Origin of the sequence: Mesorhizobium jarvisii (assembly GCF_003601985.1) — a bacterium.
GTDB classification, from domain to species: domain Bacteria; phylum Pseudomonadota; class Alphaproteobacteria; order Rhizobiales; family Rhizobiaceae; genus Mesorhizobium; species Mesorhizobium jarvisii.
Map to the genome: position 1 here is coordinate 302,905 of NZ_QZXA01000009.1, position 15,280 is coordinate 318,184.

General features: G+C 63.0%; 11 protein-coding genes. 4 read left to right on the plus strand and 7 right to left on the minus strand.

Features of this window, described 5'->3' with window-relative positions:
• Positions 1-12: 12 nt before the first annotated feature.
• The 6 genes from aat to D3242_RS23895 all read right to left on the minus strand — a co-directional run bounded on the left by aat (position 13) and on the right by D3242_RS23895 (position 5,318).
• A complete protein-coding gene (gene aat, locus D3242_RS23870) occupies positions 13-630 on the minus strand; it encodes a leucyl/phenylalanyl-tRNA--protein transferase (RefSeq protein ID WP_019857900.1) in 618 nt (205 codons plus the stop codon).
• Positions 631-642: 12 nt separating this feature from the next.
• Positions 643-1,986, minus strand: coding sequence for an acetyl-CoA carboxylase biotin carboxylase subunit (gene accC / locus D3242_RS23875; RefSeq protein ID WP_019857901.1), 1,344 nt, complete (start codon positions 1,984-1,986; stop codon positions 643-645).
• Between the two features lie 10 nt (positions 1,987-1,996).
• Entirely contained in the window at positions 1,997-2,455 is a 459-nt protein-coding gene (accB, locus tag D3242_RS23880; RefSeq protein ID WP_038646562.1) for an acetyl-CoA carboxylase biotin carboxyl carrier protein, read from the minus strand.
• 26 nt (positions 2,456-2,481) lie between these two features.
• Positions 2,482-2,916 carry a type II 3-dehydroquinate dehydratase gene (aroQ, locus tag D3242_RS23885; RefSeq protein WP_019857903.1) on the minus strand — a complete coding sequence of 145 codons (435 nt, stop codon included), beginning with the start codon at positions 2,914-2,916 and terminating at the stop codon, positions 2,482-2,484.
• A gap of 145 nt (positions 2,917-3,061) precedes the next feature.
• Positions 3,062-3,862, minus strand: a complete 801-nt coding sequence (locus D3242_RS23890; protein ID WP_019857905.1) for a DsbA family protein — start codon at positions 3,860-3,862, stop codon at positions 3,062-3,064.
• A 64-nt stretch (positions 3,863-3,926) separates the two neighbouring features.
• On the minus strand, positions 3,927-5,318 hold the full coding sequence (locus D3242_RS23895; protein WP_027046793.1) for a tetratricopeptide repeat protein: 1,392 nt from the start codon (positions 5,316-5,318) through the stop codon (positions 3,927-3,929).
• Between the two features lie 147 nt (positions 5,319-5,465).
• Here D3242_RS23895 and D3242_RS23900 point away from each other — a divergent pair, with 147 nt between their 5' ends.
• Positions 5,466-6,614 carry a pyridoxal phosphate-dependent aminotransferase gene (locus tag D3242_RS23900; protein ID WP_038646566.1) on the plus strand — a complete coding sequence of 383 codons (1,149 nt, stop codon included), beginning with the start codon at positions 5,466-5,468 and terminating at the stop codon, positions 6,612-6,614.
• Positions 6,615-6,619: 5 nt separating this feature from the next.
• Positions 6,620-7,567 (plus strand): glutaminase, encoded by a 948-nt coding sequence (locus D3242_RS23905; RefSeq protein WP_064982841.1) that lies wholly within the window; start codon positions 6,620-6,622, stop codon positions 7,565-7,567.
• A 107-nt stretch (positions 7,568-7,674) separates the two neighbouring features.
• Here D3242_RS23905 and D3242_RS23910 read toward each other — a convergent pair whose 3' ends face one another.
• Positions 7,675-10,629, minus strand: a complete 2,955-nt coding sequence (locus tag D3242_RS23910; protein WP_064982843.1) for an Rne/Rng family ribonuclease — start codon at positions 10,627-10,629, stop codon at positions 7,675-7,677.
• A 651-nt stretch (positions 10,630-11,280) separates the two neighbouring features.
• On the opposite strand from D3242_RS23910, the gene D3242_RS23915 reads away from it, so the two are divergent.
• Entirely contained in the window at positions 11,281-12,543 is a 1,263-nt protein-coding gene (locus D3242_RS23915) for an N-acetylmuramoyl-L-alanine amidase (RefSeq protein WP_019857911.1), read from the plus strand.
• A gap of 213 nt (positions 12,544-12,756) precedes the next feature.
• The gene (locus D3242_RS23920; RefSeq protein WP_064982845.1) at positions 12,757-15,213 is read left to right on the plus strand and encodes a penicillin-binding protein 1A; all 2,457 of its coding nucleotides are present in this window, start codon (positions 12,757-12,759) and stop codon (positions 15,211-15,213) included.
• Positions 15,214-15,280: the final 67 nt, after the last annotated feature.

Sequence of the window (15,280 nt, forward strand, 5' to 3'; positions counted from 1 at the left end):
GAAGCTCCCCAGTCACGGAAAGAAGATCGCCTCGCCCTTCAACGCATCGGCGAGCATTCTCTCATACTTGCCGCGTGGCACGTCGACAGCCCCGAAGCGCTTGAGGTGCTCGGTGGTGAATTGCGTATCAAGTAGAGCGAAGCCGCGTGCCTTCAAGCGCTCGACGAGATGCACGAGGCAGATTTTCGACGCATCCGTCTCCTTGGAAAACATGCTTTCGCCGAAGAACACCCGTCCGAGCGACACGCCATAGAGGCCGCCGACCAACTTGTCTTCATGCCAGGCCTCGACCGAATGGCAGTGGCCCATGCGATGCAACTGCACATAGGCCTCGCGGATCGGCGCGTTGATCCAGGTCGAGCGCCTTTCCTCCCGCTTTTCCGCGCAGCCGTCGATCGTCGCCTCGAAATCGAAGTCGAAGCGGATGTCGAACGGGTTTTTGCGGACCGTCTTCCTCAGGCTTTTGGGCGTGTGGAACCCGTCGAGCGGGATGATGCCGCGCGTCTCCGGCCGTACCCAGAACACTTCTGGGTCGCTGGCGCTTTCCGCCATCGGGAAGACGCCCGAAGCGTAGGCCTTGAGCAGAAGGTCGGTGGGGATGCGATAGCCGGGCGCGTAGGGACGGGTCATCGCGTCCCCGGACTACTCTTCCTTGGCCAGGTATTTTTCCAGCCAGTGGATGTCATAGTCGCCATTGGCGATGTCGGCATTGCCGACCAGATCGCGAAACAGCGGCAACGTCGTCTTGATACCGTCGACGACGAATTCATCCAGCGCCCGGCGCAGCCGCATCATGCATTCGACGCGGTTGCGCCCATGCACGATCAGCTTGCCGATCAGGCTGTCGTAATAGGGCGGGATCTTGTAGCCGGAATAGACGCCGGAATCTACTCGGATGCCGAGACCGCCTGGCGTGTGGAAATGCGTGATGGTGCCGGGCGAGGGGGTGAAGGTGCGCGGATCCTCGGCATTGATGCGGCATTCGATGGCGTGGCCATTGAACTTGATGTCTTCCTGCCTGACGGAAAGGCCGCCGCCGGAAGCGACGCGGATCTGCTCATGCACGAGATCGATGCCGGTGATTGCTTCCGTCACCGGATGCTCGACCTGCAGGCGTGTGTTCATCTCGATGAAATAGAACTCGCCATTCTCGTAGAGGAACTCGATCGTGCCGGCGCCGGAATAGCCGAGATCGGCAATGGCCTTGGCGCAGATGCCGCCGATGCGGGACCGTTCCTCGGCGTTGAGCGCCGGCGAATTGGCCTCTTCCCAGACTTTCTGGTGGCGCCGTTGCAGCGAACAGTCGCGCTCGCCGAAATGCACGCCGCGGCCAAAGCCGTCGCCGAACACCTGCACTTCGATATGGCGCGGCTTCTGCAGATACTTCTCGATGTAGACGGCGTCGTCGCCGAAAGCGGCGCCTGCTTCCGAGCGCGCCGTCTGCAGGGCGACCTCGAGGTCGGCCTCGGAGTGCGCGACCTTCATGCCGCGCCCGCCACCGCCGGCCGAGGCCTTGATGATCACGGGATAGCCGATTTCGGCGGCAATTCGCTTGGCTTCCTTCTCCTCGGTCACCGCGCCGTCGGACCCGGGCACGACCGGGATGCCGAGGCGCTTGGCGGTGCGCTTGGCCTCGATCTTGTCGCCCATGACGCGGATATGGTCGCCGGTCGGGCCGATAAAGGTGATGTTGTGCGCGGCCAGTATGTCGGCGAACTTGGCGTTCTCCGACAGGAAGCCGTAACCCGGGTGCACTGCGTCGGCGCCGGTGATCTCGCAGGCGGCGACGATCTGATGGATGTTGAGATAGCTGTCGCGCGATGGCGGAGGGCCAATGCAGACGCTCTCGTCGGCAAGCCGCACATGCATGGCGTCGGCGTCGGCGGTCGAATGCACCACCACCGTCTGGATGCCGAGTTCCTTGCAGGCGCGCAGCACCCGAAGCGCGATTTCGCCGCGATTGGCGATGAGGATCTTCTGGAACATCCGGCCCGCTCTACTCGATCACGACGAGCGGCATGCCGTATTCGACCGGCGTCGCATCCTCGAACAGGATCGCCGTTACCGTGCCGGCGCGCGGCGAGGGGATCTGGTTCATCGTCTTCATCGCCTCGATGATCAGCAGCGTCTGGCCTTCCTTGACCGTCTGGCCGACCTCGATGAACGGCTTGGCGTCGGGCGACGGCGCCAGATAGGCGGTGCCGACCATTGGCGAGGCCACCGCGTTCTTCGACACGTCGACCGTGGCCGGGCCGGCCGCGACCGCGGGCTGGGCTGCTGCCGGCGCATAGCTGGGCTGGGGCGCCGCGATCGCATGGACGGCAGGGGCCTGCCGCGACACGCGCACCTTCAGGTCGCCCAGTTCAACCTCGATCTCGGTCAGGTTGGTGTCGTTCAGTATGCCCGCCAGATCGCGGATCAGTTGCTGGTCAACACCGGTCTTCTTTATCGACATTTTCGAGCCTTCTGTTTGTTGGCCGGTCATAGGCGTGCGGCCAGCGCCTGTAGCGCCAGCGTGTAGCCGAGCGGCCCAAAGCCACAGATCATGCCGACGGCGACCGGCGCGACCATGGAGACGTGGCGGAATGATTCCCGCGCATGGATGTTGGAAAGGTGAACTTCGGCGACCGGCAGCGGTGCGACGGAACGGATGGCGTCATGGATGGCGATCGAGGTGTGGCTGTAGGCGCCTGGATTGATGACGATGCCGGCAGCCTTGTCGCCGGCTTCCTGGATCCAGTCGACAAGGTCACCCTCATGGTTCGACTGGCGGAAATCGATCTCGAGCCCGAGCGACGCGCCGGCCTGCTTGCAGTCGTCGGCGATCGCGGCAAGCGTCTTGCCGCCATAGATGCCCGGCTCGCGCTTGCCGAGCGCGTTGAGATTGGGACCGTTCAGCACGAAAACCGTTTTCAAAAAAACCGACCTTTTCCCGCGCCGGTATCAAACCGGCGCGCTGGGCCTCTATACCGGGCATAGTCGTCCGCGAAAAGAGCGCAAGTGCGTTCTTTCACTGTCCACAACAGGCAGAAATGCGCCCGTGAAGAAAACCGCGGGCCGATCAAAGCGCGGCTTTCGCCGCCTTTATCTTTTCCGCCAACACGTCCTGCCCGAGAGCCCCGAACACGACCTCGTTGCCGACGACGTAGGACGGCGTTCCGGTGATCGCCAGCTTGTTGGCAAGATCGTAGGTCTTGGAGAACGCCTCGGGGATCGAAGCATCCTTCATCTTCTCGCGCAGCGTCGCCTCGTCGGCGCCCAGCGAAAGCGCGACCTTGATCGCGGCCGCCTCGGTGGCGCGTCCCTGGCCGCCGAGCAGCGCATTGTGGAACTCGCCGTACTTCTCCGGCATCATCAGGTGGAACGCCATCGAAACGACGCTCGCTTTCTGCGAATCCGGGCCGAGGATCGGGAATTCCTTGAGCACGAAGCGCAGATCCGGATCGGATTTGGTCAGCGCCCGCATGTCCTCGATGGCGCGTTTGCAGAAGCCGCAATTGTAATCGTAGAACTCGACGATCGTCACCTTTCCGTTCGGATTGCCGACGACGCCGTCGAAGGCGGAGTTGAAGATCTGGTCCTTGGCGCCCTTGATGACGCCGAGCGAGGCGATGCGCTGCTCTTCCTTCTGCTTGGCCTCGAGCGCGTCCTGCACTTCGAGCAGCACCTCGGGGTTCTTCAGGAGATAGTCACGGATGATCCCCTCGACCTCGGCACGGTCGATCTTGGTATCGGCGATCGTCTGGACAGGCTGCGCCGTACCGGCCTTGGCCATCTGTGGGCTGCCGGCCACGAAACCGAAAGCCAGCATGGCAAGGACGACAGCGACCCCCGTGGTGCCCAGCAGCAGTGCCTTTTTCATCGTTCTCGTTCCTTTTGCCTGTTTCCTGGTCCGGCTGTGTCGCAGTGCGTGACCGGAAGGTTCACTAGATCTTGTTTGACGATTTGTAGTTTATGATGTCCTGGGCGCGTATCCAGCGCGGCTCGCCGCGCTTCATCTGCTGCTGCGCCCGCATGGCGAAGATCTTCGCATCCTTGTAGTTACCGGAATAGAAATGACCTTCCGCGGTGGCAAGCTCGGCGCCCGGTATGTCACCTAGCTCGCCATAAGCCTGCGCCAGGTAGCGATAGCCGGCGGAATTTTCCTTGTCGCGTCCCAGGCCATTGTTGATTTGCACGACGGCTTTTTTCAGCGAGTCAGGCGTGCCGACCGCCATCAGCGCCTGGCCGAGCGAGACAGGCAGCAAGCCGGACCGCGCCGGATCGAGGCTGACCGCCTTGGCGTAGGCTTCCGCCGCGTCCTTGGGCTTGTTGGCCTTCATCAGGATGTCGCCGCGCAACTCCTGGAAATAGGCATTCTTCGGCTGCGCCTTGATCAGGGCATTGGTCTTGGCGAGTGCGCCGGCGATGTCGCCGTAGAGGTAGGTCGATTGGGCGTCGCCATACTGCCCGGCGAGGCTGCCTCTCATCTTTTGCATGAGCCGCGCGGCGGTGGCCTGGCCTTCCATGTAGACGGCGATCTTCACCCGCATCATGTCATGGCGCTGCTGCAAGGCCGGCGGGTCGGGCTTGTCGACATTGGGGCTCTGCTTCACCAGCACTTCGAGATTGGCGATGCGCTCCTGCGGCATCGGATGGCTGATCCGATAGGGATCGACTTGCGCACCCGACAGCGACAGCGCGGTCTGGAAGCGCCGGAACGTCTTCAGCATGCCCATGCCGGACTGGCCGGTGGCGTTGAGATAGGTGATGGCGGAGCGGTCGGCCGTTATCTCCTCGGTGCGCTGGTAGGCGAGGATGCTGCGCTGTGCCATCTCGCCGCCGCCGGCGGCCACGCCCATGCCGGCGCCGGCAAGGCCGCGGCTGTTGGTGGTCGCGCCAGCGACCATCGCGCCCGCGCCGAGCAAGGTCGCAATGATGGCCATCGTCTTGGCGCGCTCGAGCTGGTCACGCAGTTTCTGCTGGTGGCCGCCGGCGATATGGCCGGCCTCGTGCGCGATGACACCGATGATCTCGTTGGGTGTTTCCGCCGTCATCAGCGCGCCGGTGTTGATGAACAGCCGTCGCCCGGTGACGAAAGCGTTGAAGCTGGAATCATTGACCAGGACGATGTCGATGCCGTCATTCGCCAGCCCTGCCGCCTTGAAGATCGGCCGCGCATAGTCGCGCACCAAAGCCTCGATCTCGGCATCTCGCACCACCGGAACGCTCTGGGCGAAGGCGGTGACCGAACTTGCCACGCCAACGGCAAGGCCAAGCGAAAGCGTCGTGAAAACACGCGCAATCCTGGCAATCGTCGATCTGGGTCGGCTCAACATGACGTGTCCACTGGTAGACGAGCGGGCGAAAGATGAAAAGTCGGCACCGGAAAACTTCCTCAACTTGTGATCCTCACATCAATCGGGCATTTGTGCGGCGCATGTATTTGGGGGCGTGGCGCGCCAAACCGTCGGGATAGGGATAAAATGGTCGTTTCACTCTCGCGTCGTGGCAATGTCGAACCATTCCACGCCATGGATGTGCTGGCCGAAGCCAACCGGCTGAAGGCGCAAGGCGTGCCGGTGATCTCCATGGCGGTCGGCCAGCCGTCCGACCCGGCGCCCGCGCGGGTTCGCGCCGCCGCGGCCGAAGTCTTGCAGGTCGGCCGCATCGGCTACACCGACACACTGGGGCTGGCCGGCCTGCGCAAGGCGATCGCCGCGCATTACGCGGATCACTATCAGCTCGAAGTCGAGCCCGCCCGGATCGCGGTGACCACGGGTTCGTCGGCGGCGTTCAATCTCGCCTTCCTGGCGATGTTCGATCCGGGCGATCGCGTTGCCATCGCGGCACCCGGCTACCCCGCTTATCGCAACATCATGGCGGCACTCGGCATCGATGTGGTCGAGATCGAACTTGGCGACGCAGCCTATCTGCATGCCGGTCATCTGGAGGCCGCGCATCGCGAGAAGCCGTTGAAGGGTGTGCTTTTCGCGAGTCCCGCCAACCCGACCGGTGCCGTCATACCGGCCGACGAACTGTCAGCGCTGGTCGATACGGCGGAGGCACTGGGCATCGCCGTCATTTCCGACGAGATCTACCACCGGTTGGCCTATGGCGCGCCGGACACCACCGCACTTGCCTTCGGCAACAGCGTCACGGTGATCAATTCCTTCTCGAAATACTATTGCATGACCGGCTGGCGCATCGGCTGGATGGTGTTGCCGGAAGCGCTGGTGCGGCCGGTCGAACGCATCGCCCAGAGCCTCTACATTTCGCCCCCCGAACTGTCGCAGATCGCCGCTATCGAAGCCTTTGCCGCGACCGAAGAGCTGGAAGCGATCAAGGGCCGCTATGCCTGGAACCGTGAACTGCTGATGAAACGCTTGCCGGAACTCGGCTTCCCGCTGGCCGCGCCCATGGACGGCGCCTTCTATGCGTTTTGCGATGTCACCCGCCACAGCAATGACAGCATGGCCTTCGCGCGCAAGATGCTGGCCGAGGCGCATGTCGCGGCGACGCCCGGCCGCGACTTCGACACCCAGGCCGGACATCGCACGATGCGGTTTTCCTATGCCGGCAGCCACGACGACATGGTCGAGGCGATGGCGCGCATCGAACGCTGGTTGAGGTAGCCCCGATGCCGGAACTCGAACAGGCTCCCAAACTTGAGCAGGCATTGGCCGAAGTCGCCGCCGAAATGGCCGAACGCACCGATCGCGGCGATGTCGCCACCTACATTCCCCAATTGGGCAAGGTCGACCCGAGGAAATTCGGCATTGCCGCCGTCACCAATGACGGCCGCGTGCTGATGGCGGGCGATGCCGACCAGGCTTTTTCGATACAGAGCATCTCCAAGGTGTTCACCTTGACGCTGGCGCTCGGCAATGTCGGCGACGCGCTGTGGAAAAGGGTCGGGCGCGAGCCTTCGGGCAACCCATTCAACTCGATCGTCCAACTCGAGCACGAGAACGGCATCCCGCGCAATCCGTTCATCAATGCAGGCGCCATCGTCATTTCCGATATCCTGCTTGCCGGCCATCAGCCGCGCGAGGCGATCGGCGAGATCCTGCGCTTCATCCAGTTTCTCGCCGACGACGAGACCATCATCATCGACCGTGAGGTCGCGGCGTCCGAACGTGCCACCGGCTATCGCAACTTCGCGCTCGCCAACTACATGAAATCCTTCGGCAATCTTCATCATGCTCCGGAACTGGCGCTGGGCGTCTATTTCCACCATTGCGCCATAGCCATGAGTTGCCGGCAATTGGCGATGGCCGGCCGCTTCCTCGCCAATGGCGGCAAGAACCCGGCGACCGGCCATTCCGTGGTGTCGGCGGAGCGGGCGCGGCGCATCGGCGCCATGATGCTGACTTGCGGCCACTATGACGGCTCCGGCGATTTCGCCTTCCGTGTCGGCATACCCGGCAAGAGTGGCGTCGGCGGCGGCATATTGGGCTGTGTGCCGGGTGTGGCGTCGCTTGCGGTGTGGTCGCCCGGCCTCAACGCCAACGGCAATTCCAAGCTGGGTTCGATCGCGCTGGAAAAGCTGGCCAGGATGATGAACTGGTCGATCTTCGCGCCTTAGCCAGCGCGTCGCCACCTGTTGGAACGCGCAATGTGAAAAATCCCGCGCCGTCTTTCGATCGGCGTGGGATTTTTTTATTAGAAAGTCACTTCAACCAGTTGAAATGCTTAGAAAAAGCCCTTCCGCTGCCACCAGCCGGCGCGCTTCGGCTTTTCTTCGGTCTTGGCTTCCGGCTCATCGGCGACGGTCGAGGACACCACCGGCACCACGGGCGCGTCGATGGCCGCCGGCTTGCGTCGTGACGGCCGGGCCTTCGAAGACTCTTGCGCAACGGGTGCAACCACCGCCTCTTCAGCAGCCGCCACCGGAGGCTCGACTGGCGCTTCTGCGGCCGCTTCGACAACAGCGGTGTCAGCGACCGCTTCGGCGGCTGCCTTCTTCGGCTTGGCTGCGCGACGCGGCTTCTTGGGCTTCTCGGTGCTTGGCACCTCTTCGCCCGCCGCGGCCACCGGTTCTTCCGTCACCGCGGCAACAGCCACCGGTTCGATCGAGGCAGGCTCGCTTTCGGAAGCATCGGCTTCCGAAGCCTCGGTCGCCTCGCCGGCGCTTGCCTCGCTCTCGCCTTCACCGTCTTCGCGACGGTTGCGCTTGCCGCCGCGCTTGCCGCGCCGGCGCTTCTTGCCCTGGCTGTCATCCGCGGCCTGCACCGCCTCGTCGGACGCGCTGGCAGCGATCGGGGCGGCATCGTCCTGTTCGCCATCGTCATCGCCTGCCGCGTCTGCCGCGCCGGCGAAATCGCCGGCCTGAGTGGAGATGGATGAGCCGTCCGCCGGAGCGCCATGCTCGCGGTCGCGATCCCTGCCGCCGCGACGTCTGCGGCGCTTGCGACGCTTGCGGTCGCGGCCTTCGCCATCTTCGCTGCCGGCAGGCCGCGGCTGCTGGTTCTGCTGCGGCTGCTGGCGTGGCTGCTCGGCCTGGACCACGACCTCATCGTCTTCCTCGACGACGGCAATCTCGTCCTCGGGCTCCTCAGGCTCGACATAGGCCGGCAGGCTGCGGACCTCGACGAAACCCTCGGGCTTCTCGGCCAGCGCGCCGCGGAAGATCGCGTAGTGCTGCGCGCCAACCGTATCGTCGGCCTCGATGGTGATGGTCAGGCCGAAGCGGCTTTCCAGTTCCACCAGCGTGCCGCGCTTGTGGTTGAGCACGTAGAGCGCGGTTGCCGCCGGCGTGCGCACGGTGATGTGGCTGCGCGAATCCTTGAGCAGGAATTCCTCGATCGCCCGCACCACCATCAGCGCCACCGACGAATCGGACCTGACATGGCCGGTGCCGCCGCAATGCGGGCAGGGCTTCATGGTCGATTCCAGCACGCTGGCGCGGATGCGCTGGCGTGACATCTCCATTAGGCCGAAATGCGAGATTCGGCCGACCTGGATGCGCGCACGGTCGTTCTTGAGGTGATCCTTCAGCCGCTTCTCGACGGAGCGGTTGTTGCGGTTCTCCTCCATGTCGATGAAGTCGATGACGATCAGGCCGGCGAGATCGCGCAGCCTGAGCTGACGGGCAACTTCTTCGGCCGCTTCCAGATTGGTGTGGAGCGCGGTGTCCTCGATCGAGTGCTCCTTGGTGGAGCGGCCCGAATTGACGTCGATAGCGACCAGCGCCTCGGTCTGGTTGATGATGATGTAGCCGCCGCTCTTCAGCGTCACCTGCGGCTGCAGCATGCGGTCGAGCTGCGCCTCGATGCCGTTGCGCACGAAGATCGGCGTCGTGTCGCGGAACGGCTGAACCACCTTGGCGTGGCTCGGCATCAGCATGCGCATGAAGTCCTTGGCTTCGCGGTAGCCTTCCTCGCCGGAGACAAGGATCTCGTCGATATCCTTGTTATAGAGGTCGCGCACCGAACGCTTGATCAGGCTGCCTTCTTCATAGACGAGGGCAGGGGCGGTGGACTGGAGCGTGAGATTGCGCACGTTTTCCCACAGCCGCATCAGATATTCATAATCGCGCTTGATCTCGGCCTTGGTACGGCTCTCGCCGGCCGTGCGCAGTATGACGCCCATGCCTTGCGGCACTTCGAGATCGGCAACGACCTCCTTCAGGCGCTTGCGATCGACCGCGCTGGTGATCTTGCGCGAAATGCCGCCGCCGCGCGCCGTGTTCGGCATCAGCACCGAATAGCGGCCGGCAAGCGACAGATAGGTGGTGAGTGCGGCACCCTTGTTGCCGCGCTCTTCTTTGACGACCTGAACCAGCAGGATCTGCCGGCGCTTGATCACTTCCTGGATCTTGTACTGGCGGCGCACCGGTTTGCGACGGTTGCGCACTTCTTCCAGAGCGTCCTCGGCGCCGACCGATTCGACCTCGTGATCATCGGGATGCGAGGACTGTACTTCCTCCAACATGCCACGATCATTGTCGCTGGATGTGGTTTCAGTGGCCTGTTCCGTCTGCGAGACAGGTTCGGAAATCACATCGCCTTCGACCGCGGCGGCGATCGATGTCGGACCACCCTCGCGGGTTTCGGTTTCGTCCTGATCGGCGGAACCTTCATCATGGCCTGATGTATCGGCATGCCCCGAGGGCTCGGAATGTTCCGATGTATCGGCTGCGTGTTCGATGATCTCGGAGGTGTGTGAAATCTCCTCGACAACGATGTCGCCGCTGTCGTCGCCTTCGCTTGGCTCGCCGGAGCCTTCGCCTGCCTCGCCGGTATCGCGCTTGTGCTCACCGCGCTCGCGGCTCTTGCCGCCGCGCCGGCGTCCGCGCCGACCGCGATCGCGGCTCTGGCGGTCATCGCCGTCACCATCCTCGTCCTCTTCGTCCTCGGCCTCCTGCGCTTCGGCGCGCAGCAGTGCCTGACGGTCGGCGACCGGGATCTGGTAGTAGTCGGGGTGTATTTCACTGAAGGCGAGAAAACCGTGACGGTTGCCGCCATATTCGACAAAGGCTGCCTGAAGGGAGGGTTCGACGCGCGTTACGCGGGCGAGGTAGATATTTCCTTTGAGCTGCTTCTTGTCCTGGGATTCAAAGTCGAATTCTTCGATACGGTTACCGCGTACGACGACAACGCGTGTTTCCTCCGGGTGGGAGGCGTCTATCAGCATTTTGTTGGGCATTATTTCGTTTCCCCCCGGCAGCCGTCAGCCGCAGCTGGCGGGGCAAAGCCCGCTGCTGTGTGTCTGGAGAGTGGGTGCCGGATAATTGAATGTCCGCCGGACGGTGCCTGCGTGTCATGGCGGTGCCGCCCGCTGCCATACTGGCGCGGTTTGATGCGGACCTTTCCATGATTGCGCTTGAAGCCATCGTCACCAGCGGAACCTTTTGAACCAAAGCCCGGAAACCGGACCAGCTTGTTTGCTCATACAGAGCCGGCACGGGGACAAACCCGGCCGTTTTCCTCACGCAGGTGATTCCCCAGCCACGGGAGCACACCTGCGAAATTCGTCGCAATCACCTGAAGCCTTTTCGCGTGAAGCGAAAGGAGCCGCCTTTCATCTGACCCTGTAGCAGGAAGCTGCGGAGGAGGGCGGTTCCAGGATTGCAGTGATCCACTATCGCTTTTATGATTTGGCGGGTTGGAAGGCAACCCCGATTTCCGATGCCGGCAAAAAGCAGTTCCGTAACGTAAGCCTGGGGTCCAATCCTTGCGTGAAAAGGCTTGGTTAACCTTCTCTGGATACCAATCGTTAATCGAGTTCGCGGCCTAACCGGCACTTCGACGAAACGAGCGGGCGCCTGGCGCCAAACCGGGAGCGACTGGAAGAGAGATGGGACTGGCGGACTTCACAGACAAGGGATGTCGTGTTGGCGGTCGGATTCTTGCCGCTCTATGTCTGTCGCTGCTGGTGGTGATTTCCCAGGCCTTTTTTTCCGTTGCCGACGCCGCCGATGCGCCGCTGGTGGCAAAGGGCTACAAGATGGCGGGCGATGCCACCAAGATGCGCATCGTCATGGATTTCGATCGCGAGCCTGATATCAAATGGTTCCTGCTGCGCGGACCCAATCGTCTGGTCATCGACCTGGCGAATACCAGGCTGGCCATCGACGCCAAGGATTTGAAGCCACGCGGCCTGGTCAAGGGCGTGCGCCTGGGCGCACTCGGCGACGGTGTCTCGCGGCTGATCCTTACCGGCAAGGGGCCGTTCGCCGTCGACAAGCTGGATGTGCTCAAGAATGAGGACGGAACCGGCTACCGCATTGCCGTCGACATGTCGGCGGCCTCCGAACGGGAGTTCGACGCCGCCCTTGCCAACCAGGCACTGACCACCGGCTCGACGGTTTCGACCGACAAGGGCGGGCGGGTTGGCACCGGGCCGGTCTCCAATCCCGGCCACCGCTTCACGGTCGTCATCGATCCCGGCCATGGCGGCGTCGACGGCGGCGCCGAGGGTCTGAACGGCACCATCGAGAAGAACGTCACGCTGGCCTTCGCCACGGAACTGCGCGACAAGCTCGCGGCCATCGGCAAATATGATGTCTTCATGACCCGTGACACCGATGAATATCTGCGTCTGGACGACCGCGTGCGCATTGCCCGCCAACATGAGGCCGATCTGCTGATTTCGATCCATGCCGACACGATCAGCGTCAAGGGCATCCGCGGCGCCACCGTCTATACCGTCTCCGACAAGGCGTCGGATCCCGAGGCGCAGGCGCTCGCCGACCGAGAAAATCTCTCCGATCAGTTCGCCGGTATGGTCATCAAGGACGATAACAAGGAAGTGACCGATATCCTGATCGACCTGATCCGCCGTGAGACACACACCTTCTCGATGAGTTTCGCACACACATTGGTCGGCCAGCTGTCGACCAGCGTCGGTCTCATCAACAATCCGCAGCGTTCCGCGGGCTTCAAGGTATTGAAAGCGCCGGACGTGCCATCCGTGCTGGTCGAACTCGGCTATCTCTCGAATGCCAAGGACGAGGCGCAACTGCTTAACGCGGAATGGCGCGGCAAGGCCGCACAAAGCATCACCAACGCCGTTGCGCTGTTCGCGTCCGCCAAGGCCGGGGCTGGAACCGGAGGTTGACATGCCTTGCGGCGCCTGCAACCAGAGGCGGCGTTGCTGGATGACAACACCCGGTGCCTTTATTTGCGGCGGGCGGTCACGAAATCAGGCCTTGCCGTATTTTGTCCACATGGTGGCGACATGGGTTTTCGAATACGGATTGGGACCGGCTCGAAAGCTTGCGTGGAAGGCGGCTTCGTTTAGGAAATTCCCGAACCAAGGACTGGAGCGGGTATGATTCGTCTCATTGGCTATTTCTTCGGCATCGGCACGACGCTGGCCCTTCTGGTCGCGGCGGGCGTTGCCATTTACATCAGCCATCTGTCGAAGGATCTGCCCGACTACGAGGTGCTGGCCAAATACGAGCCGCCGGTGACCACGCGCATCCACGCCTCGGATGGCTCGCTGATGGCCGAATACGCGCGCGAGCGGCGCTTGTATTTGCCGATCCAGGCTATCCCGGATCGCGTCAAGGCGGCCTTCCTGTCGGCGGAAGACAAGAACTTCTACAACCACCCCGGCATCGACGTGACCGGCCTTGGCCGCGCCATCATCGTCAACTTGCAGAATTTCGGGTCGGGCAGGCGCCAGGTCGGCGCCTCGACGATCACCCAGCAGGTGGCCAAGAACTTCCTGTTGACCGCGGACCAGACCTACGAGCGCAAGATCAAGGAAATGATCCTGGCCTTCCGCATCGAGCAGGCCTATCCCAAGGATCGTATCCTCGAGCTCTACCTCAACGAAATCTTCTTCGGTTTCGGCGCCTATGGTGTCGCCGGCGCAGCGCTTACCTATTTCGACAAGTCGGTGAACGAACTGACCGTGGCCGAGGCCGCCTACCTGGCGTCGCTGCCGAAAGGCCCCAACAACTACCATCCCTTCAAGCATGCCGATCGAGCGATCGAGCGCCGCAACTGGGTCATCGACCAGATGGTCGAAAATGGCTACGTCACGCGTGAGGAAGGCAACAAGGCCAAGGCCGAGCCGCTCGGCGTGACGCCGCGCCGTACCGGCACCTATCTGTTCGCCGGCGAATACTTCACCGAAGAGGTGCGCCGCCAGATCATCGCCCGTTACGGCGAGAACGCGCTCTACGAAGGCGGCCTGTCCGTCCGCACCACGCTTGATCCGAAAGTCCAGCTCATCGCCCGCAAGGCGATGCAGAACGGCTTGATCAAGTACGATACGCTGCGTGGCTATCGCGGGCCGGTGACGTCAATCGACGTGTCCGGCGACTGGGGCGTCCCGCTGGGCGCCGTCAAGGGATTGGAAGACGTCCCTGAATGGTCGCTGGCCGTCGTGCTCGACTCCTCCGCATCAGGCCTCTCGATTGGCCTGCAGCCCGCGCGCCAGGCGTCGGGCGACATCGTCAAGGAACGCGTCGAAGGCACCGTCAGCAAGGACGACATGGGCTTTGCCATGCGCCATATGGTCGACGGCAAGACGGTCAAGGCCAAGTCGCCGGCCGACGTGCTCAAGCCTGGCGACGTCATCTTCGTGCAGAAGAACGAAGGCTCCGACAATACCTACAGCCTGCGCCAGGTTCCCGAGGTGGAAGGCGGCCTGATCGCCATGGATCCGCACACCGGCCGTGTGCTGGCCATGGTCGGCGGTTTCTCCTATGCGCAGTCCGAATTCAACCGTGCCACCCAGGCGATGCGTCAGCCGGGCTCCTCGTTCAAGCCGATCGTCTATTCGGCGGCGCTCGACAATGGCTATACGCCGGCCTCGGTGATCATGGACGGACCGATCACCATACAGAGCGGCAACACGACCTGGACGCCCAAGAACTATGACGGCACCGTCGCCGGGCCGGCAACCCTGCGCTCCGGCATCGAGAAGTCGCGCAATTTGATGACAGTGCGGCTTGCCAACGACATGGGTATGAAGCTGGTCGTCGAATATGCCGAGCGCTTCGGCGTCTACGATCATCTGGCGCCGTATCTGCCGATGGCGCTGGGCTCCGGCGAGACCACCGTCATGCGCATGGTTTCGGCCTATTCGATCATGGCCAATGGCGGCAAGTCGATCAAACCCTCGCTCATTGACCGCATCCAGGACCGCTACGGCAAGACAGTATTCAAGCAGGATGAGCGTGGCTGCGAAGGCTGCAACGCGAGCGAATGGAAGAACCAGCCGGAGCCGGAACTGGTCGACAATTCCGAGCAGGTGCTCGATCCGATGACCGCCTACCAGATCACCTCGATGATGGAAGGCGTGGTCCAGCGCGGCACCGGCGCCACTATCGGGGAACTCGGCCGCCACATTGCCGGCAAGACCGGCACCACCAACGACGAAAAGGACGCCTGGTTCATCGGTTTCACGCCGAACCTCGTGGTCGGCCTCTACATGGGCTACGACACGCCGCGCGGCCTTGGCCACGGCGCCACCGGTGGTGGTCTCGCCGCTCCGATCTTCAAGGATTTCATGCGCGTGGCGCTGGACGGCACGCCCAATGTCGACTTCAAGGTTCCGGACGGCATGAATCTGATCGCCATCAATCGCAAGACCGGCATGCGTGCCGCGTCGGGCGATCCCGGCACCATCATCGAGGCCTTCAAGCCGGGCACCGGTCCCGCCGACAGCTATTGGGTGATCGGCATGGGCGCCGACGGCTCCAACGCGTCGGGCGGCGCACTGTCGCCGCAGGCCAACCAGGCCATCCAGGACGGCGGCGGCGGGCTCTACTGACGGGGCCGGATGCGGATCGCTGGGCTGGCCTTGGGGCCGGCCCATTTCGCTTTACACATGGCGGCGC